This is a genomic window from Dechloromonas hankyongensis, from assembly GCF_022012295.1.
GTDB lineage: Bacteria > Pseudomonadota > Gammaproteobacteria > Burkholderiales > Rhodocyclaceae > Azonexus > Azonexus hankyongensis.
The window spans coordinates 866,167-884,469 of sequence record NZ_JAKLTN010000002.1; the positions used below are offsets into that span (position 1 = coordinate 866,167).

Below are 18,303 nucleotides of genomic sequence, written 5' to 3' on the forward strand. Positions count from 1 at the left end.
GGTTCGGGGCGGGTCCGCCCCGAACCTCCCCTGAGGATTTCCCTAACTGCGTCGAAGGTAGCGTCTTGCTACCTTTACGCCGTTAAACATCATTCACAGGAGCACGCCATGTACCAGAACATTTTGGTCGCCATCGACGATAGCGAAACTTCGCGTTGCGCACTGGCAGAAGCAAAGCACATCGCCAGGACCAGTCAGGCGAAACTTTATATCGTCCATGTGGTCGATGAAGTTCTCCTCAGCATGCACGGCCATGCGATGCTCGATATGGGTGGCGCCGATGTGGCTGTCACCAATCTTCGTCGCGCCGGGCAGGCACTGCTCGACAATGCACTGCAGGATGTCGGCGGGATGGAAGTAGAAGCTGTCCTGCTGGAAGCGCAAAAACGCCGCGTCTCCGAAACCATTGCCGACAAGGCCAAGGAACTCGCGGTCGATCTGATCGTCATCGGCCGTCATGGCCAGCGCGGCCTCGCCACGCTGCTCCTTGGCTCGGTCGCCGAACAACTGGCTAAAATCTCCAACGCCTCCGTACTTCTCGTCAGGAAACACTAATGCATCACAACACGCTCGACACCCAAAAGGAAGAACCGCTCCGCAATGACATCCGCCTGCTCGGTCGCATTCTGGGCGACACCGTCCGGGAACAGGAAGGCGAAACGGTTTTTGACATTGTCGAGCGTGTCCGCCAGACCGCGGTGCGCTTCGCCCGCGACAACGATCCCGCGGCCCGCGCCGAACTGGCCGCCCTGCTCGACCCGCTGCCGCGCGAGACCACGCAAGCCGTCGTCCGCGCCTTCAGCTACTTCCTGCAACTGGCCAACATCGCCGAGGACGAGCACCACATCCGCCGCCGCCGCGCCCACGACTTCGCCGGCTCGCCGCCGCGTGAAGGCAGCCTGGTGCACGCCCTCGACGCCCTGGCCGGTGCCGACGTGTCGCCCGACACCATCGCCGACTTCTTCGCCCACGCCCTGGTCGCCCCGGTGCTCACTGCCCACCCGACCGAAGTGCAGCGCCAGAGCCTGATCCGCAACCATCGCGACGTCGCCCGCCTGCTCGACCAGCGCGAGCGCCTGCAGATGACGCCGGACGAGGAGGCCGACAACGACCTCGCCCTGGCCAACTCCATCCTCACCCTGTGGCAGTCGCGCATGCTGCGCCCGGTCCGGCTCAAGGTCATCGACGAGGTGAAGAACGGCATCACCTACTTCAAGGAAACCTTCTTCACCGAATTGCCGCGCCTCTACATCCAGGCCACCCAGCAGTTGCAGAAGCGCTATCCGGAGAAGATCTGGGCCCTGCCGCCCTTCTTCCGCGTCGGTTCCTGGATCGGCGGCGACCGTGACGGCAACCCCTTCGTCACCGCCGAAATCCTGCGCGAGGCGCTGCGCCTGCAATCGGCCGCCACGCTCAACCACTACCTGGAAGAAGTGCATGAGCTGGGCGGCGAGCTGCCGCTCTCCGACCTGCTGATCAAGGTCACGCCCGAACTGCTCGCCCTCGCCGAGCACTCGACCGACCATTCGCCGCAACGCGTGGATGAGCCGTATCGTCGTGCCCTGTCCGGGATCTATGCCCGCCTGGCCGCCACTGCCCGCTTCCTGGATGGCATCGAGCCGGTCCGCCACGAAATCGGCAGCGCCGAACCCTACGCCACGCCGGATGCCCTGCGCAACGACCTCAAGGTGCTGACCAATTCCTTGAAACTCAACGGCAGCGCCGCGCTGGCCGGCGGCCGCCTGCGCCGCCTGCGCCGCGCCGTGCAGGTCTTCGGCTTCCATCTGGCCCCGATCGATCTGCGCCAGAATTCCGACGTGCACGCCCGCTCGGTGGCCGAACTGCTGGCCAAGGCCGGCCGTTGCCCGGACTACGAGGCGCTGCCCGAAGCCCAGCGCATCCAGCTGCTGATCGAGGAAATCGCCACGCCGCGCCCGCTCTACTCGCCGTACATCGACTACAGCGAGGAAACCTGCGGCGAACTGAACATCTTCTTCGCCGCCCACGACCTGCGCGGCAAGTACGGCGCCGCCGCGCTACCCAACTGCATCATCTCGAAGACCGACGGCGTCTCCGACCTGCTCGAACTGGCGCTGCTGCTCAAGGAATCCGGCCTGCTGCTGCCCGGCGAGAAGCCGCGCCTCGACGTCAACATCATCCCGCTGTTCGAGACCATCGAGGACTTGCAGAAGAGCGCCGTCACCATGAACGGCATCTTCCAGCTGCCGGCCTACCGCGAACTGATTGCCGGCCGCGGCAACGAGCACGAAGTCATGCTCGGCTACTCCGATTCCAACAAGGATGGCGGCTTCCTGACCTCGGGCTGGGAACTGTACAAGGCCGAGATCGAGCTGACCCGCGTCTTCCAGCAGCACGGCGTCCGCCTGCGGCTGTTCCACGGTCGCGGCGGCTCGGTCGGCCGCGGCGGCGGCCCGTCCTATCACGCCATCCTGGCCCAGCCGGCCGGCGCCGTGTCCGGCCAGATCCGCCTGACCGAACAGGGCGAAGTGATCTCGACCAAGTACGGCAACCCGGACACCGGCCGCCGCAACCTGGAAGTCCTGCTCGCCGCCACGCTGGAGGCCAGCCTGACCGACCACGAGAACCAGATCGAACCGGCCCAGCCTTTCCATGCCGTGATGGACGAACTGTCGCAACGCGCCTTCAACGCCTATCGCGGCCTGGTCTACGAAACGCCGGGCTTCACCACCTATTTCCGGCAATCGACCGTCGTTTCCGAAATCGCCTCGCTCAACATCGGCAGCCGCCCGGCGTCGCGCAAGGCCTCAGATCGCATCGAAGACCTGCGCGCCATTCCCTGGGTGTTCTCCTGGGCACAGTGCCGCCTGATGCTTCCCGGCTGGTACGGTTTCGGCTCGGCGGTCGACGGCTACCTGGCCAACAACCCGGATGGCCTGGCTACCCTGCGCCGCATGCTCAAATCCTGGCCTTTCTTCCGCACGCTGCTCTCCAACATGGACATGGTGCTGGCCAAAACCGATCTCGCCATCGCCTCGCGCTATGCCGAACTGGTCAGCGACGCCGACCTGCGCGAGCGCATCTTCAGCCGCATCACGGCGGAATGGGAACTGACCCGCAAGCACCTGCTGGCCATCGAGGAACAGGACGAACTGCTTGCCGACAATGCCATGCTGCGCAATTCGCTCAAGCTGCGCGCCCCGTACATGGACCCGCTGAATCACCTGCAAGTCGAGCTGCTCAAGCGGCACCGGGCCGGTGACACCGACGAGCGCGTCGCCCGCGGAATCCACCTGGCCATCAACGGCATCGCTTCGGGTTTGAGGAACAGCGGTTAAAATCGACGGATGCCCATGACACTCAAACGCACCGTGTTCTTCGTCTCGGACGGCACCGGCCTGACCGTGGAAGCCCTCGGCCACAGCCTGCTGACCCAGTTCGAAGACGTCGAATTCAAGCAGATCCGCATCCCCTTCCTCGACAATATCGAAAAGGCACAGGAGGCAGTCGCCCGCATCAACCACCAAGGCGAAACCGACGGCATGCGCCCCATCGTGTTCACCACGCTGGTCAATCCGGAACTGGCAGAGATTGTCCATCAGGCTGATGCCTTCTGCCTTTCGTACTTCGAGACGTTCCTCGCGCCGCTGGAAGGCGAGCTCGGCCGGAAATCCAACCACACGGTCGGCCGCTCGCACGGGTCGGCCGAAAGCTCCGAGTACAAGAACCGCATCGAGTCGATCAACTACACGCTAGCCCACGACGACGGCATCACCGACCGCGACCTGGAAGAAGCCGACGTCATCCTGGTTGCCGTCTCGCGCTGCGGCAAGACGCCGACCTCGCTCTACCTGGCCATGCAGTTCGGTCTGAAGGCAGCCAACTTCCCGCTCATCCCGGAAGACTTCGACCGCGGCCGCCTGCCCGGCACGCTGGAAAAGCATCGCAGCAAGCTGTTCGGCCTGACCATCCAGCCCGAACGCCTGGCGCAAATCCGCGAGGAACGCCGTGCCGGCAGCCGCTATGCCTCACTGGCCAACTGCCGCTTCGAAGTCGCCGAAGCCGAGAAGATGATGCGCCGCGAAGGCATCCGCTGGCTCGACTCTTCCACCAAATCGATCGAGGAAATCTCGACGACCATCCTGCAGGAACTCAAATTGCGGTAATCCGCATTACCGGAAAAAACAAACGGCGCATGCAATATGCGCCGTTTGTTTTTGTGTTTCCGGAACGGACATCGCCCTTTACCCCTCTGCCGGCAAGGCGATTGACTGTTGCCCGCCCGCTCCCCGACCTTGCTCATGACTTGCTGCGCAATTCCTTTTCCGCCCACAGGGCCTGCGCAAAGGCTTTCCACGCCGGACCGCCATGGCTTTCGATGCCCTGGTCGGCGCTCTTGGTCATGGTCTTCAGCATCAGGCCGGCCAGCCCGAACAGATCGACTTTCGCCATCAGCTTGTAATCGACAGGTGCCGTCGCGGCGATGCTCACATCCCGGGAAAGGTGATCCAGTGCTTCTTTCGCCAACATCCGGAGCGCCGCTTGATCGGACCAGTCGATACCGAGAACGACACCTTTGCGGATCATTTCGGCTTCGATTTCCGAGCTGTCCTGCGCGTAGTGGTCAAAACCGGCCATAAGCTCTCCTGAAGGTCAAAGCGGTGCTTCGCTCAGCGCCAGTCGCGCCGCTCACGCTCGTGGTCACGATGTTCGTGGCGCTCACGGTTTTCTTCCCAGCGGCCGCCCTGCAGTTGCCAGCGATCGCCACGCTGTTCCCAGCGATGGGGAGTCCAGTTATATCCCGGCCGCGGAGCGTCCCAATGGCCGGGAACCCATTCGTGGCGATTGCCGGTCCAGTTCCAGAATCCACCAATCCAGACCTGGCCAACTACGGGCGGTGCCCCATAGTATTCAACCCGCGGTGGCGGCGGAGCAACGATGACCGGTTCGGCATAGTAGGGACGATGGGCCACTGGCGCCGGCGCCACGACGCATCCCGACAGCCCCAGCACAACCAGCATCACACACAGGGAAACTTTGATTTTCATGTTCGATCCTCTTTCCTGACACTAATGCAATTCTTCTTTGAACTGGCGATACAAAAAGAAAAACCCCACAAGGAACTAGTCATCGTGGGGCAAAGAAAGTTCTAGAAGAGACAAACTCAATTGCAAGTTTGCGTTATCAGATTATCCGCAGCTACCTGTCATTTTCCTGACGAAGAGCACGCAAAATTGGACTTTCGTCGCCGGCAAAATGACTTGGTATGATGCCCCATGCTGTCGAAAAGTATTTTTCTGCTCCTGTCACTGCTGCCTGCCCTGGCATTGGCCGATGCCTCGCGCCCGGGCACTGCCGAAGGCGTTGATGCTGCCAGCGAGGCGTGGTCCTTCAAACTGACGCCCTCCTATTACGCGACAACCCATCAACCTGCCGCCAGCGACATCAACCTGCGCGCCAACAACGGCCCGCATGCGCTCTGGCTCGGCTATTACCGGCGCGATTCGGAATTCGAGCAGACGCGGACCGGCTACGAATTCACTTTCGAAACCGACTACGCCAAGCTCGTCCCGTCGCTGCAACTGGCCACCCACGGCTTCGCCGGAGCCGCGGTCAATCTGGAAATCGGCACCACGGTCTACGCCTTGCTCGGCTATGGCCGGACCAACGCCCGGGATTACTACAACCTGAATTTCGACCCCAACGATTCCGTCGTTTATGGTGTCGGTGCCCGGCTGATTCCGGGCACCAATCTATCGCTCTATACGGTCAAGGACAATCGACTGCATACCGAGCAAGTGGTCAACCACCTGGTCGCCCGTACGCAATTGGCCGAAAAGCAGCGCCTCACGCTCGATTTGTCCGAGAAACACGGGCGGGAAAGTGCCGACGACCCCAAGGTTTCCGGCCACGGCCTGTCGGTCACCTACGACTATCGGGACGCGTTTCTTCGCCTGGCACGAGACCACAAGGTGAATTTCTCGACCGAGAACCAGTCCCGCTTGTCGCTCGGGCTGCGCTTCTAGAGAAACGGACGAACGCGGCAACGCCGGATTAGGCCAGCCGCCGGCGCACTGCCTCGAACAGGCAAACCGCCGCCGCGGCGGCGACATTCAGCGACTCGACGCTACCCGGCATCGGAATCCGAATGCGCAGCGTGGCTGCCTCGATCAATTCGCGGCGCACCCCCAGCCCTTCGGCGCCAAACACCCAGGCCACCGGACCCGACCACCGGGCATCAAAGAGGGAAGTGGCGCCATCGAGGCAGGTAACTGCCGTCGTACCCTTGTATTCTGCCATCACGGCCGGCAGATCGACATCTTCGTGGATGCTCAGCGCAAAATGCGCGCCCTGCCCGGCACGCAGCACTTTCGGCGACCAGGCTGCGGCACAGGCGGGCGACAGCAGGGCCTGGCGAATGCCTGCTGCCGCAGCCGTGCGCAGCAAGGTGCCGAGATTGCCCGGGTCCTGGACTCCATCGAGCAGAATGGCATCCTGATCGAGGTGCAGGCTCTGGCTGGCGTCCGGCATCGGGGCGACGGCCAGCAGGCCGCTCGGCGTATCGACTAGGCCGAGATCGCGCATCAGGGCATCGGCAAGGATCACCGTTTCCCGCCCGGCCACGTAATCGGCCACTTCGCCACCGGCCAAGGCCGATTCGGCCACGACCAGCGTTTCCAGGCGGCCGAAAGCCGCTTCGAAAGACTGGACGAGATGCACCCCGTCAAGCAGTGTCTGCCCCGCCTTGCGCCGCTCGCGGCCTGATTCCGCAAGCTTCTTGAGCTGCTTGAAGAAGGCGTTGTCGCGCGACTGGATCAGTTTCATAGCAGGGACAGCTGCCGGGCGACCGGGGCGAAGCTGGTGCGATGCACGGGCGAGGCGCCATGCTCGTCGAGGGCGGCGAAATGGGCGGCGGTAGGATAGCCCATGTGGCGGTCGAAGCCATATTGCGGATATTGCTCGTGCAGGACCAGCATGCCGGCATCGCGCACCGTCTTGGCCAGGATGGATGCCGCTGCGATCGAAGCGATCTTGCCGTCGCCCTGGACTACGGCCTCGGCCGGAATGTCGAGGCGTGGGCAACGGTTGCCATCGACCAGCGCACTCTCCGGACGAACCGACAGGCCGGCCACCGCGCGCTGCATAGCCAGCATCGTGGCGTGCAAGATGTTGAGGCGGTCGATTTCCTCGACCGTCGCCTCGGCCACGCACCAGGCCAGCGCGTTTTCGCGGATCGCCACGGCCAGTGCGTCGCGCTTCTTTTCGCTCAGCTTCTTGGAATCGTTCAAGCCGGCGATGGGGCGCGCCGGATCGAGAATGACTGCCGCTGCCACCACCGGCCCGGCCAGCGGGCCGCGCCCGGCCTCGTCGATACCGCAGACGAGGCCTACCGGGACGATCAGTTCAGGCATTCGATAACGGCCCGCGCCGCCTTGTCGGCCGTGTTCTGGCGCAACTGCAGGTGGATATCGGTAAATGCCTCCTCGACCGCCTCGGCGTTTTCCTTGTCTGCATAGAGCTTGACCAGCGCTTCGGCCAGATTCTCCGGCGTCGCCTCTTCCTGCAGGATCTCCGGTACGACGAAGCGGCCGGCCAGAACATTGGGCAGGCCGACGTAGGGCAGATAGGCCATGCGCTTCATCAGCCAGTACGAGAACTTGGCGATCTTGTAGGTGATGACCATCGGTCGCTTGATCAGCGCCGCTTCCAGGGTCGCCGTACCGCTGGCAACCAGCGATACATCGGCCGCGCCGAGGGCATCCTGGGCGTGGCCGAAGAGCAGGCGGAACGGCACGTCGCCGGCCTGCTGGCGATAGATGGCGGCTTCGAACTGCAGCCGGGTTTCGCGCGTCGCCAAGGGCACGACAAAGATGGCTTGCGGCAGATGATGCTCGCGAATGAGCTTGGCCGCCTGAACGAAGGTATCGGCCATCATTTCCAGTTCGCCGCGGCGGCTGCCCGGCAACATGGCAAAGATCGGATAGTCCTTGGGCAGCGACAGCTTTTCGCGGACGGCAGTCTTGCTGGTTTCCAGCGGAATGATATCGGCCAGCGGATGACCGACGTAGGTCACCGGAATCCGCTCCTTTTCGTAGAGCGGCGGCTCCATCGGGAACAGGGCCAGCACGCGATTCACGGCGCGGGCGATTTTCTTGATGCGCCCGCCACGCCAGGCCCAGATCGACGGACTGACGTAATGGATGGTACGGATGCCGGCTGCCTTGAGGTCGGTTTCCAGCCCCAGATTGAAATCCGGCGCATCGACGCCGATGAAGATGTCCGGCCGCAGTTCGAGCAGGCGCTTCTTCAACTGGCGGCGAATGCCGGCGATTTCCCGGTAATGCTTCAGGGCATCCCAATACCCCATGACCGACAGCTTTTCCATCGGCCACCAGGTATCGAAGCCCTGCGCCTGCATTTTCGGCCCGCCGATGCCATAGAAAACGGCATCGGGCAGATGCGCCTTCAGGGCGGCGATCAGGTGGCTGGCCAGGAGATCCCCGGAGGCCTCTCCCGCCACCACGGCGATACGGACGGCGTTACCCATGTCAGCGAATGATGCCGCGCTTCGAGACCTCGAGGAAATCGACGAAACGCTGGACATCCGGCTGCGTCTTGGCGTCTTCGACCAGCTTGGCCTTCGCCTCTTCGAGCAGCAGCCCGGATTTGTACAGGGTGCGGTAGGCGCGCTTCAGCGAGGTGATCGCCTCGGCGTTGAAACCGCGTCGCTTAAGGCCTTCGACGTTGATGCCATAAGGTTGTGCGGTGTTGCCGGCAGCCATCAGATAAGGTGGCACATCCTGCAGGATGACGGTACTGACCGCCGTCATGACGTGCGCTCCGATGCGGCAGAACTGGTGCACCCCGGTAAAACCACCGAGAATCGCCCAGTCGTCGACCACGACGTGGCCGGCCAGCGAGGCATTGTTGGCGAAGGTCACCTTGTTGCCGACGTCGCAGTCATGGGCGATATGGACGTAGGCCATGATCCAGTTGTCGTCGCCAATCGAGGTGACGCCCCGGTCCTGAACGGTACCCAGATTGAAGGTACAGAATTCGCGGATGGTGTTGCGGTCGCCGATTTCCAGGCGTGTCGGCTCGCCGGCGTATTTCTTGTCCTGCGGCACTTCGCCGAGCGAGCAGAACTGGAAGATGCGGTTGTCGCGACCGATCCGGGTATGGCCGCGAATCACGGTATGCGGACCGATGACCGTGTTGTCGCCGATCTCGACATGCGGGCCGATGATCGAATACGGTCCGATCTCGACGTTGGCACCGATCCGGGCGCCCGGATCGACAATGGCAGTCGGATGGATCATGTTACAGATCCCGCTTGGCGCACATCAGACGCGCTTCGGCCGCAAGTTGGCCATCGACACGGGCTTCGCCCTTGAATTTCCAGACGCCGCGCATCTGGCGCTCGATTTCGACATGCAGATGCAGCTGGTCGCCCGGCATTACCGGACGCTTGAAGCGGGCATCGTCGATGCCGGCAAAATAGAACACATCGCTCTGCGTCGGCTTCTTGTCTTCAGTCTTGAACGACAGGATGCCCGCCGCCTGGGCCAGCGCTTCCATGATCAGGACGCCAGGCATGACCGGATGATGCGGAAAATGGCCGACGAAAAAGGGTTCGTTAATGGTGACGTTCTTGTAGGCATGAATGGACTTGCCCGGCACGACTTCCACCACGCGATCGATCAGCAGGAAGGGGTAACGATGCGGCAAGTACTCAAGAATTTCATGGATATCCATTTATCAACCCTCTATCTCTTTTTGTTTAAGTGCTTTTTCCAACTCGGCAACGCGGTCCGCCAGCTTCGACAAGCGGCGAATATGCGATGCGTTGCGCATCCAGTGCTCGTAGGTATCGAGCGGAAAGACGCTGGCGTATACGCCGTTCGGTTCGACGATACTGCGCATAACCGTGCTGGCCCCGGAAATGGTCGTATTCGGCGCCAGCGACAGATGGCCGCTGATCATGGTCGCCCCGCCCAGGATGCAATGCTCGCCAAGGGTCGTACTACCCGCCACCCCGGCGCATCCGGCAATTACCGAATAGGGACCGATATTACAGTTGTGGCCAATCATGACAAGATTATCTATTTTGCAGCCGTCGCCGATGACCGTATCGTCCATCGCCCCACGGTCGATCGTCGTATTGGCACCGATTTCAACGTCATCGCCAACCACCACTGCGCCAACCTGGGGAATCTTGACCCATTCCTTGCCATCAGGAGCAAAACCGAAACCGTCAGCCCCCAGGACTACCCCGGAATGGACAATCGCCCGCTTGCCGACCCGGCAACCGTGGTAGATAGTCACATTCGGATAAAGGAGGCTATCGTCCCCGACCACCACCCCATCACCCAGCACGCAACCCGCCTGGATGGTGACGTTCTCGCCCAGCACAACATTCTTGCCGATGCAGGCATGGGGCCCGATGGATGCCGAGGCAGGGACCGGAGACTCGCACACCGCTGAAGGATGCACCCCGGGATTGGCCTTCATCGCCTGATTGAGCAGCGCCGCGAGGCGAGCGTAATAGGCATAGGGGTTCGCGGTAACGATCCGCGCTCCGGCAAACCCTTCCGCAAACTCCGGCGAAACGATGACCGCCGACGCCCGGGTGGTCTGCAATTGATTGCGGTATTTGCGATTGGCGAGAAAAGCGATCTGCCCTTCGCCGGCCGATGCCAGCGTCGCCACCTGCCCGATGCGAATTTGCCCATCTCCAAGCACATCGCCGCCCAACTGGGCGGCGATCTCGGCAAGCGTGAACGAGATTCCGTTCAAGCCCATTACTTGGCTTCCGACAGGGCCTTGATGACGCGCTCCGTGATGTCCAGACGCGGGCTGACCCAGACCACGTCCTGCAGGATCAGGTCGAACTTGTCGGCCTCGGCGATCTGCTTGATGGCCTTGTTGGCCTTCTCGATCACCGCAGCATTTTCTTCGTTCTGGCGCAGGTTCAGATCTTCGCGGAACTCGCGCTGGCGGCGCTGGAATTCACGCGACAGTTCGCCGAATTCCTTTTCCTTCGAACGGCGTTCGCTTTCGGCCATGGTCACCGAATTCTTTTCCAGGTTTTCCTGCAAGCCCTGCAGTTGCTTGGCCATGCGCTGCAGGTCCTGATCGCGCTTGGCAAATTCGCCTTCCAGCTTCTTGGCAGCCTTCTGTGCAGCCGGTGCATCGCGGAAGATACGCTGCGTGTTCACATAACCCACTTTAAGTTCGGCGGCGTAGGCGCCCGTCACGACCAATACAGACATCAGGGATGCCAGGACAACGGATTTAACTTTCAACTTGATACTCCTGAATTAGAACGTAGTGCCCATCTGGAACTGGAAGGCTTCAACCTTGTCGGTATCCTTCTTGTTCAGCGGTTTGCCAATACTGAATTTCAACGGCCCGACCGGCGAAATCCAGGCAGCGGAAAGCCCGGTCGAATAACGCAGATCTGCCAAATCCACCTTTTCATCGCTGCCGTACACCTGCCCTGCGTCAAAGAACCAGCCCATGCGGAAGGACTTGTCCATACCCGGCAGAGTCCACAGCAACTCGGCATTACCGACTACACGGCGATTGCCGCCCAGGCGATACTGGATATTCGTCGCCGGATCCGTATAAATCGGGCCCAATGACGAAGCCTTGTAGCCACGAACCGATGTTACACCACCCGCATAGTAATTCTTGAAGAAGGGCAAACCGGACTTGCCATAGCCGTTCGCCATGCCGTATTCGCCATTCAGCATCAGCGTGAACTTGGAATTCAACGGCACAAAGTGCTGCAGCTGATAGCTGGCCCGGTAGTAAGTCAAGTCTCCGCCCGGCACCGCCACTTCCAGGGATGCGCGCTGATAGGTACCCTTGGTCGGGAAGAAATAGCTGTCCTTGCCGTCGCTGGCCCAGCTCAAGGTGACCGGCACCGAGATGTTGGTATCGCCAAAGCGGCTTACGTAATCCTTGTAGTACTGCGGCGTCTGGTCGTAGGTAGTGATGCTGGTCGAATCCAGACCGATCCCCATCCCGATCGATTCTTTCTCGCCGATCGGGAAGCCGAAACGAATCGCCCCACCTGTCGAAGACGAAGAATAATAGGCCAGGGTCGTCGAGGTGGTATTGAAGGTCCGATGATAGACGTCAAAGCCCTGGCTTATCCCGTCCTGTGTGAAGTAGGGATTGGTATAGGAGAAGACATACGTGCGGTAGGTCTTGGCGGAATTGACCTGGATCGAGACGTTGTTGCCGCTGCCCATGAAGTTGTTCTGGGAGATGGCGCCCGACAGGATGATCTTGTCGGTGCTCGACGTACCGACACCGAGCATCAGGCTGCCGGTCGGCTTTTCGGTGACATTGACGTTGACGTCCAACTGATCGGAGGTTCCCGGAACAGCGGGCGTTTCCACCGCCACCTCACCGAAGAAGCCAAGTTTGTCGACGCGCTGCTTCGACGCCGTGACCTTGTCGGCGTCGTACCAGCCGCCTTCCATCTGGCGCATTTCCCGACGGATGACTTCATCACGCGTCTTGGTGTTGCCCGTGATATTGATGCGACGGACATAAACTCGCTTGCCCGGATCGACGAAAATCGTGAAAGCGACCTGGCGCTTGTCCTTGTCGATTTCCGGAGCGGCGTTGACGTTGGCGAAGGCATAGCCTTCCTTGCCCAGACGATCACTGATCGCCTTGGTCGTATCATTCAGCTTTTCACGGGAAAAGACGTCGCCCGGCTTGACCAGGACGAGCTTCTTCAGTTCATCTTCCGGCAGCGAAAAATCTCCGGCGACCTTGACCGATGAAACCTGATAGCGGTCACCCTCGGTGATGTTCGCCGTAATGTAGACGTCCTGCTTGTCCGGCGAGATGGAAACCTGAGTCGACTCGACGGCGAACTCCAGGTAACCCTGATTCATATAGAAGGACTTCAGCTTCTCAAGGTCGGCCGACAGTTTCTGGCGCGAATACTGGTCGTTCTTGGTATACCAGGTCAGCAATCCCGGCGTGGTCAGCTCGAACAGGCCGAGCAATTCCTTCTCGCGGAAAGCCTTGGCGCCGATGATGTTGATCTGCTTGATCTTGGCCGCAGCACCCTCTTCGATATTGAAGTTGATGCCGACCCGGTTGCGCTCCAGCGGCGTGACGGTCGTCGTGATGTTCGCTGCGTACTTGCCGCGCGTCAGGTACTGCCGTTTCAACTCCTGTTCGGCTTTTTCCAGCAGCGCCCGGTCGAAGATCCGCCCTTCAGCAATACCGGTTTCCTTGAGCGCCTTGATAATGACGTCCTTGTCGAACTCTTTCAGCCCGACAAAGTTGATGGTCGCCACGGCCGGTCGTTCCTGGACGACGACGACCATGACATCCTTTTCGACCTCGACGCGGACGTCCTTGAAGAAGCCGGTAGCGAACAGCGCCTTGATGGATTGCGCCGCCTTTTCGTCATTCAGCGTTTCGCCGACCTTGACCGGCAGATAGCCGAAGACGGTACCCGCCTCAGTACGCTGGATCCCCTCTACCCGGATGTCCTTGACCGTAAAGGGTTCGAATGCCAGCACCGGCGCAGCGAACACGCTGGCAATCATGACGGACAACAGGGTTTTCTTCATTATTCAGCTGGTGAGCAGGCGGGAAATATCGTTAAAAAAAGCGAAAGCCATCAAGGCGACAAGAATGGCCATGCCAATCTGCTGGCCGATTTCCATGGCACGCTCGGAAAGCGGCTTGCGCCTGACGACTTCGATAATATGATACAACAAATGCCCACCGTCCAGAACCGGGATGGGAAGTAGATTCAGAACCCCAAGACTGATGCTGACCAGCGCCATGAAGCGCAGGTAGTAATCGAGCCCCAAGCGGGCCGACTTGCCGGCGTAATCGGCGATCGTCACCGGGCCGGAAAGGGTCTTCCAGGACACTTCGCCAACCACCATCTTGGCCATCATCACCACGCTGAACACCGATTTATCCCAGGTTTCAGTCACGGCCAGGCGAGCCGATTCGAAAATGCCGTGCCGTACGAAAATTCGGAGTTCGCGCCGCGCCCCACCCGTATCCACGCCTACACCGATCTTGCCGACGGTACGCCCGCGTTCGCTGGACGCTTCGGGAACGACGTCAATTATCAAGGTTTCATCCCAACGGCGTATTTCAAGGCGCAACGACTTTCCCGCCGATTCGCGAATTCGCGCGACGAAGTCGGTCCACAGTGCGATCGGCTTGCCATCGATACCAACAACCAGGTCGCCCACTTGCAGCCCGGCCCGGGCACCGGGACCACCGGCTATCACCTCGCCAAGGTAAGGCGGGGTCTCTGGCCGGAAGAAACGAATACCCAGGCGTTCCAGCGCATCACCTTCCCAACCCTGCTCACTTACCGCCCGCAGATCGAGCTGGCGAAACGAAATATTGCCCTGTTCATCGGCCACCTCAAGCACAACGCTGTCGCGCTCGGCGGCTTTTTGCAGGAGCATCCAGCGCAGATCGTTCCAGGTCGCCACCGGCTCCCCATCGACGAGACGAACCTGTTCGCCATTGTGGACGGCGGAAATCGCGGCCGGCGACCCTTCGGGCGGCGTGCCGAGCACCGGCAGCAGTTCATTGCTGCCGTGCATGAAGACGACCCAGTAAAGAAGGATCGCCAGGACGAAATTGGCCACAGGCCCGGCGGCCACAATCAGGCTACGCTTGAGTACGCCCTGACGATTGAAGGCCCGATGCACTTCGGCTGCCGGCACCGCCCCTTCCCGTTCGTCGAGCATTTTGACGTAGCCGCCCAGTGGAAACACGCTGACCGCCCACTCGGTACAGTCCCGACCGAGTTGCTTCTGCCAGAGGACGCGGCCGAAGCCGACCGAAAAGCGCAGCACCTTGACCCCGCACCAGCGCGCGACCAGGTAATGCCCCAATTCATGGAAAATGATCAGAACACCGAGGACGACGGCGAAGGCCGCCAGATAGAACGGCAGGTCGTTCACGCGAAACTGCGTTCCCGGATCAGTTGCGCCGCGAGGTGGCGCGCTTCGGTATCGGCCCCCAGCACATCGCTCAAACTACCTTCCGGACCGGCGCTCAGCGACTGCAGCACCTGCTCGTTCAGGCGCGCAATGCCGAGGAAAGGCAGCTGGCCTTCGAGGAATGCCGCCACCGCCACCTCGTTGGCCGCATTGAGGATGGCCGGAGCGGTCCCGCCCGCATGCAGCACGTCGTAAGCGAGCTGCAGGCAACGGAAGCGTTCGAAATCAGGCTCAAAGAAATCGAGCCGGGCAATCTTGAACAGATCGAGCGGTTCCACCCCCGCGGCAATACGTTCCGGCCAGGCCATGGCAAAGGCGATCGGCGTGCGCATATCGGGCTTGCCGAGCTGCGCCAGCACGGAGCCATCGGCGTACTGAACGGCGGAATGGATGACACTTTGCGGATGCACGACGACCTGGATCATCTCCGGCGGCGCATCGAACAGCCAGCGCGCCTCGATCACCTCCAGACCCTTGTTCATCATGGTCGCCGAATCGACCGATATCTTGCGCCCCATGACCCAGTTGGGATGGGCACAGGCCTGTTCCGGCGTGACATGCTCGAGGTCGCCCAAGGCAACCGTGCGGAACGGACCGCCGGATGCAGTCAGCAGGATTTTCTGAACGCCGCAGGCCGGCAGGCCGCGTGCAAAATCGGCCGGCAGCGACTGGAATATCGCATTGTGCTCGCTATCGACCGGTAGCAGCGTAGCGCCATGCTCACGCACCGCATGCATGAATAGTTCGCCGGCCATGACCAGGACTTCCTTGTTGGCGAGCATGACCCGCTTGCCGGCCCGCGCTGCAGCCAGTGTCGGCTCCAGCCCGGCGGCACCGACAATCGCCGCCATCACGGCATCGGCTTCGGAACATGACGACAGTTCGACCAAGGCCTCGACGCCATGGCGAACCTCAGTCGACAAACCTGCTACGCGACAGCGCTCGGCCAGTTGCGCTGCCAAAGCTGCATCGCGCACCACGGCGAAGCGCGGCCTGAATTCGAGACACTGTTCAAAAAGCTTGTTGATCTGGCTATGCGCGCACAGGGCGAACGCCTGGTAGTGATCCGGATGCCGACGAATGACGTCGAGCGTGCTGACCCCGATCGAGCCGGTCGAGCCGAGAACGGTAATGTTCTGCCGGATCATGCCGAACGCTGGATCAAGAGCAGGAAGAAGGCGACCACCGGCAGCGTGGAGGTCAGGCTGTCGATACGGTCGAGGACGCCGCCATGCCCGGGCAGGATATTGCTGCTGTCCTTGATACCGGCCTTGCGCTTGAGCAGCGACTCAAAAAGATCGCCGATGATGCTGACGCCGGTGACGACGAAAAGCGCCATCACCCATAGGGGCATGGGCAGCAAGCCGATGTCGAACAGGTGGCGCACCACCAGGCCATAGATCGCCACGCCGACCCCGGCGCCGATCGCGCCTTCCCAGGTCTTCCCCGGGCTGATGGTCGGCGCCAGCTTGTGCTTACCGAAGGCCCGACCGGAAAAATAGGCAGCAATATCGGCCATCCAGACGACGGCGAAAATCCCCAGCAGGGCCCCGGCGCCCAAGGCACGCAGCTGGACCATGGCCAGCCAAGTCGGGATCAGGACGACCGCACCGACCGCCAGGCCGCCCACACCGCCAATGGCCCACTTGCCCCGCAACCAGAAGGGCATGACGATCAGCCAGAAAGCGGCGGAAAGCCCATAGGCGGCCACCACCCACGGCTGGCCCAGGCGGAATTCGAGGGCGGACGGATCAATGATCGAAAGGGCGGCACACAGCAGGCCGCCAACCAGCCCCAGAGCAAGTCTAGGCGTGGCCGACCAACCCAGCAGGGCGCCCCATTCCCAGGCGGCAATGCCGATGAAGGCGGCAACCAGAAACGCCCAAGCCGATTGCGGCAACCAGAACAGGCACGGCAGCAACAGGGAAACCAGCACCAGCGCCGTGATGACTCGCGTCTTAAGCATTCGGCTTCACCAGTTGTTCACTGGTCCGGCCGAAACGGCGTTCTCGCTGCTGAAAGGAGGCAATGGCCTTGCCGAACTCGACGGCATCGAAGTCCGGCCACAGGGTCGGCGTGAAGTACAGTTCGGTATAGGCCAGCTGCCAGAGCAGGAAATTGCTGATGCGCTCTTCGCCGCCGGTCCGGATGAACAAATCCGGCTCGGGCGCAAAGTGCATCGACAAATAGGGATCGAGATCGGCCTCCTGCCAGCCGTTGCGCTTGTCAGGCTGGGCCGCCAGCATCTGATTGACCGCCTGCATGATGTCCCAACGGCCACCGTAATTGGCAGCGATGGTCAAATCCAGTCGGGTGTTGCCCGCGGTCTGTTCCTGGGCCTTGGCGATCAGTTCCTGCAGGCGCGGCTCGAAGCGGCCGAGATCACCGATTACGCGCAAACGGACGCCGTTACGGTCGAGCTTTTCAACCTCTTGCTCGAGCGCCTTGACGAAAAGCTGCATCAACAGCGTCACTTCTTCCTGCGGACGCCGCCAGTTCTCGGAGGAAAAGGCGAACAGGGTCAGGTACTGGATGCCCTGTTCTAGACACGAACGGACCATCTCGCGGACCAGTTCGACGCCTTTGACATGCCCCGCGACGCGCGGCAGAAAGCGCTTTTTCGCCCAGCGTCCATTGCCGTCCATGATGACGGCGACGTGCTGAGGCACAGCAGCCGCCGCCGGAACATCGCGCGTCGAACTCTTAAAGAAGGCCATGCCGCCGGCTATCTAGTCGGAGACCGCTTAAACCTGCATCAGCTCAGCCTCTTTCGTGGCGAGCATCTTGTCGACTTCAACGATGAACTTGTCGGTCAGCTTCTGGATATCGTCCTGGGCCTTGCGCTCGTCGTCTTCTGGGATTTCCCCCTTTTTCAGCGCATCCTTGAGATGGGTATTGGCATCGCGACGCAGGTTGCGAATGGCGACCTTGGCCCCCTCGCCTTCATGCTTGACGACCTTGATCATTTCCTTGCGGCGCTCTTCGGTCAAGGCCGGCATCGGCACGCGGATCAGCTCGCCCTGCGAGGCCGGATTGAGACCGAGGTCGGAATCGCGAATCGCCTTCTCGACCTTCTGCGCCATGTTCTTTTCCCACGGCTGAACACCGATGGTACGGGCATCGACCAGGGTAATGTTGGCGACCTGATTCACCGGCACCATAGAACCGTAGTAGTCGACCTGTACATGATCGAGCAGGCCGGTGTGAGCACGGCCGGTACGGACCTTGAGGAGGTCGTTCTTCAACGCCTCCAGCGTTTTCTGCATCTTGCCTTCTGCGTTTTTCTTGAGTTCTGCAATCATCTCTCTCT

At 61.3% G+C, this 18,303-nt stretch carries 19 protein-coding genes; 4 read left to right on the forward strand and 15 right to left on the reverse strand.

From position 1 onward, the window contains the following. The first annotated feature begins 108 nt into the window (after positions 1 to 108). The 3 genes from LZ012_RS12700 to ppsR are packed head-to-tail and all read left to right on the forward strand — an operon-like array spanning position 109 to position 4,145. The gene (locus tag LZ012_RS12700) at positions 109 to 555 is read left to right on the forward strand and encodes a universal stress protein (RefSeq protein WP_275711181.1); all 447 of its coding nucleotides are present in this window, start codon (positions 109 to 111) and stop codon (positions 553 to 555) included. Then, positions 555 to 3,317, forward strand: a complete 2,763-nt coding sequence (ppc, locus tag LZ012_RS12705; protein WP_275711182.1) for a phosphoenolpyruvate carboxylase — start codon at positions 555 to 557, stop codon at positions 3,315 to 3,317. The genes LZ012_RS12700 and ppc overlap by 1 nt, the downstream gene beginning before the upstream one ends. Positions 3,318 to 3,326: 9 nt before the next feature. Then, positions 3,327 to 4,145: a posphoenolpyruvate synthetase regulatory kinase/phosphorylase PpsR gene (ppsR, locus tag LZ012_RS12710; RefSeq protein ID WP_275711183.1), complete on the forward strand. Its 819-nt coding sequence runs from the start codon at positions 3,327 to 3,329 to the stop codon at positions 4,143 to 4,145. A 133-nt stretch (positions 4,146 to 4,278) separates the two neighbouring features. On the opposite strand, the gene LZ012_RS12715 is transcribed toward ppsR, so the two are convergent. Further along, the gene (locus LZ012_RS12715) at positions 4,279 to 4,617 is read right to left on the reverse strand and encodes a hypothetical protein (protein ID WP_275711184.1); all 339 of its coding nucleotides are present in this window, start codon (positions 4,615 to 4,617) and stop codon (positions 4,279 to 4,281) included. A gap of 32 nt (positions 4,618 to 4,649) precedes the next feature. After that, positions 4,650 to 5,027 carry a hypothetical protein gene (locus LZ012_RS12720; RefSeq protein ID WP_275711185.1) on the reverse strand — a complete coding sequence of 126 codons (378 nt, stop codon included), beginning with the start codon at positions 5,025 to 5,027 and terminating at the stop codon, positions 4,650 to 4,652. Positions 5,028 to 5,255: 228 nt separating this feature from the next. On the opposite strand from LZ012_RS12720, the gene LZ012_RS12725 reads away from it, so the two are divergent. Beyond that, positions 5,256 to 6,005 (forward strand): hypothetical protein, encoded by a 750-nt coding sequence (locus LZ012_RS12725; RefSeq protein WP_275711186.1) that lies wholly within the window; start codon positions 5,256 to 5,258, stop codon positions 6,003 to 6,005. Positions 6,006 to 6,033: 28 nt separating this feature from the next. On the opposite strand, the gene LZ012_RS12730 is transcribed toward LZ012_RS12725, so the two are convergent. From LZ012_RS12730 to frr, 13 genes are read right to left on the reverse strand one after another with little or no spacing between them, the layout of a single operon-like run. Further along, positions 6,034 to 6,804, reverse strand: a complete 771-nt coding sequence (locus LZ012_RS12730) for a TrmH family RNA methyltransferase (protein WP_275711187.1) — start codon at positions 6,802 to 6,804, stop codon at positions 6,034 to 6,036. Further along, complete coding sequence (gene rnhB / locus LZ012_RS12735; RefSeq protein WP_275711188.1) at positions 6,801 to 7,391, reverse strand: ribonuclease HII; 591 nt, start codon at positions 7,389 to 7,391, stop codon at positions 6,801 to 6,803. The genes LZ012_RS12730 and rnhB overlap by 4 nt, the downstream gene beginning before the upstream one ends. After that, entirely contained in the window at positions 7,379 to 8,527 is a 1,149-nt protein-coding gene (gene lpxB / locus LZ012_RS12740) for a lipid-A-disaccharide synthase (RefSeq protein WP_275711189.1), read from the reverse strand. Before lpxB ends, rnhB begins: the two co-directional genes overlap by 13 nt. 1 nt (position 8,528) lies before the next feature. Beyond that, on the reverse strand, positions 8,529 to 9,299 hold the full coding sequence (lpxA, locus tag LZ012_RS12745; RefSeq protein ID WP_275711190.1) for an acyl-ACP--UDP-N-acetylglucosamine O-acyltransferase: 771 nt from the start codon (positions 9,297 to 9,299) through the stop codon (positions 8,529 to 8,531). A gap of 1 nt (position 9,300) precedes the next feature. Continuing rightward, a complete protein-coding gene (fabZ, locus tag LZ012_RS12750) occupies positions 9,301 to 9,735 on the reverse strand; it encodes a 3-hydroxyacyl-ACP dehydratase FabZ (RefSeq protein WP_275711191.1) in 435 nt (144 codons plus the stop codon). 3 nt (positions 9,736 to 9,738) lie between these two features. Beyond that, on the reverse strand, positions 9,739 to 10,782 hold the full coding sequence (lpxD, locus tag LZ012_RS12755; protein ID WP_275711192.1) for a UDP-3-O-(3-hydroxymyristoyl)glucosamine N-acyltransferase: 1,044 nt from the start codon (positions 10,780 to 10,782) through the stop codon (positions 9,739 to 9,741). Then, positions 10,782 to 11,252, reverse strand: coding sequence for an OmpH/Skp family outer membrane protein (locus LZ012_RS12760; protein ID WP_275711193.1), 471 nt, complete (start codon positions 11,250 to 11,252; stop codon positions 10,782 to 10,784). The genes lpxD and LZ012_RS12760 overlap by 1 nt, the downstream gene beginning before the upstream one ends. A gap of 48 nt (positions 11,253 to 11,300) precedes the next feature. Continuing rightward, positions 11,301 to 13,586 carry an outer membrane protein assembly factor BamA gene (gene bamA, locus LZ012_RS12765; RefSeq protein ID WP_275711194.1) on the reverse strand — a complete coding sequence of 762 codons (2,286 nt, stop codon included), beginning with the start codon at positions 13,584 to 13,586 and terminating at the stop codon, positions 11,301 to 11,303. A 3-nt stretch (positions 13,587 to 13,589) separates the two neighbouring features. Then, on the reverse strand, positions 13,590 to 14,954 hold the full coding sequence (gene rseP / locus LZ012_RS12770) for an RIP metalloprotease RseP (RefSeq protein ID WP_275711195.1): 1,365 nt from the start codon (positions 14,952 to 14,954) through the stop codon (positions 13,590 to 13,592). Next, positions 14,951 to 16,141: a 1-deoxy-D-xylulose-5-phosphate reductoisomerase gene (ispC, locus tag LZ012_RS12775; protein WP_275711196.1), complete on the reverse strand. Its 1,191-nt coding sequence runs from the start codon at positions 16,139 to 16,141 to the stop codon at positions 14,951 to 14,953. The genes rseP and ispC overlap by 4 nt, the downstream gene beginning before the upstream one ends. Beyond that, positions 16,138 to 16,959 (reverse strand): phosphatidate cytidylyltransferase, encoded by an 822-nt coding sequence (locus LZ012_RS12780; RefSeq protein ID WP_275711197.1) that lies wholly within the window; start codon positions 16,957 to 16,959, stop codon positions 16,138 to 16,140. The genes ispC and LZ012_RS12780 overlap by 4 nt, the downstream gene beginning before the upstream one ends. Continuing rightward, a complete protein-coding gene (gene uppS, locus LZ012_RS12785) occupies positions 16,952 to 17,710 on the reverse strand; it encodes a polyprenyl diphosphate synthase (protein ID WP_275711198.1) in 759 nt (252 codons plus the stop codon). Before uppS ends, LZ012_RS12780 begins: the two co-directional genes overlap by 8 nt. Before the next feature lie 27 nt (positions 17,711 to 17,737). Then, positions 17,738 to 18,295 carry a ribosome recycling factor gene (frr, locus tag LZ012_RS12790; protein ID WP_275711199.1) on the reverse strand — a complete coding sequence of 186 codons (558 nt, stop codon included), beginning with the start codon at positions 18,293 to 18,295 and terminating at the stop codon, positions 17,738 to 17,740. Positions 18,296 to 18,303: the final 8 nt, after the last annotated feature.

Coding starts and splice junctions, on each gene's coding strand:
- LZ012_RS12700 (WP_275711181.1), top strand. CDS start 109: ATGTACCAGAACATTTTGGTCGCCATCGACGATAGCGAAACTTCGCGT.
- ppc (WP_275711182.1), top strand. CDS start 555: ATGCATCACAACACGCTCGACACCCAAAAGGAAGAACCGCTCCGCAAT.
- ppsR (WP_275711183.1), top strand. CDS start 3,327: ATGCCCATGACACTCAAACGCACCGTGTTCTTCGTCTCGGACGGCACC.
- LZ012_RS12715 (WP_275711184.1), bottom strand. CDS start 4,617: ATGGCCGGTTTTGACCACTACGCGCAGGACAGCTCGGAAATCGAAGCC.
- LZ012_RS12720 (WP_275711185.1), bottom strand. CDS start 5,027: ATGAAAATCAAAGTTTCCCTGTGTGTGATGCTGGTTGTGCTGGGGCTG.
- LZ012_RS12725 (WP_275711186.1), top strand. CDS start 5,256: ATGCTGTCGAAAAGTATTTTTCTGCTCCTGTCACTGCTGCCTGCCCTG.
- LZ012_RS12730 (WP_275711187.1), bottom strand. CDS start 6,804: ATGAAACTGATCCAGTCGCGCGACAACGCCTTCTTCAAGCAGCTCAAG.
- rnhB (WP_275711188.1), bottom strand. CDS start 7,391: ATGCCTGAACTGATCGTCCCGGTAGGCCTCGTCTGCGGTATCGACGAG.
- lpxB (WP_275711189.1), bottom strand. CDS start 8,527: ATGGGTAACGCCGTCCGTATCGCCGTGGTGGCGGGAGAGGCCTCCGGG.
- lpxA (WP_275711190.1), bottom strand. CDS start 9,299: ATGATCCATCCGACTGCCATTGTCGATCCGGGCGCCCGGATCGGTGCC.
- fabZ (WP_275711191.1), bottom strand. CDS start 9,735: ATGGATATCCATGAAATTCTTGAGTACTTGCCGCATCGTTACCCCTTC.
- lpxD (WP_275711192.1), bottom strand. CDS start 10,782: ATGGGCTTGAACGGAATCTCGTTCACGCTTGCCGAGATCGCCGCCCAG.
- LZ012_RS12760 (WP_275711193.1), bottom strand. CDS start 11,252: ATGTCTGTATTGGTCGTGACGGGCGCCTACGCCGCCGAACTTAAAGTG.
- bamA (WP_275711194.1), bottom strand. CDS start 13,586: ATGAAGAAAACCCTGTTGTCCGTCATGATTGCCAGCGTGTTCGCTGCG.
- ispC (WP_275711196.1), bottom strand. CDS start 16,141: ATGATCCGGCAGAACATTACCGTTCTCGGCTCGACCGGCTCGATCGGG.
- LZ012_RS12780 (WP_275711197.1), bottom strand. CDS start 16,959: ATGCTTAAGACGCGAGTCATCACGGCGCTGGTGCTGGTTTCCCTGTTG.
- uppS (WP_275711198.1), bottom strand. CDS start 17,710: ATGGCCTTCTTTAAGAGTTCGACGCGCGATGTTCCGGCGGCGGCTGCT.
- frr (WP_275711199.1), bottom strand. CDS start 18,295: ATGATTGCAGAACTCAAGAAAAACGCAGAAGGCAAGATGCAGAAAACG.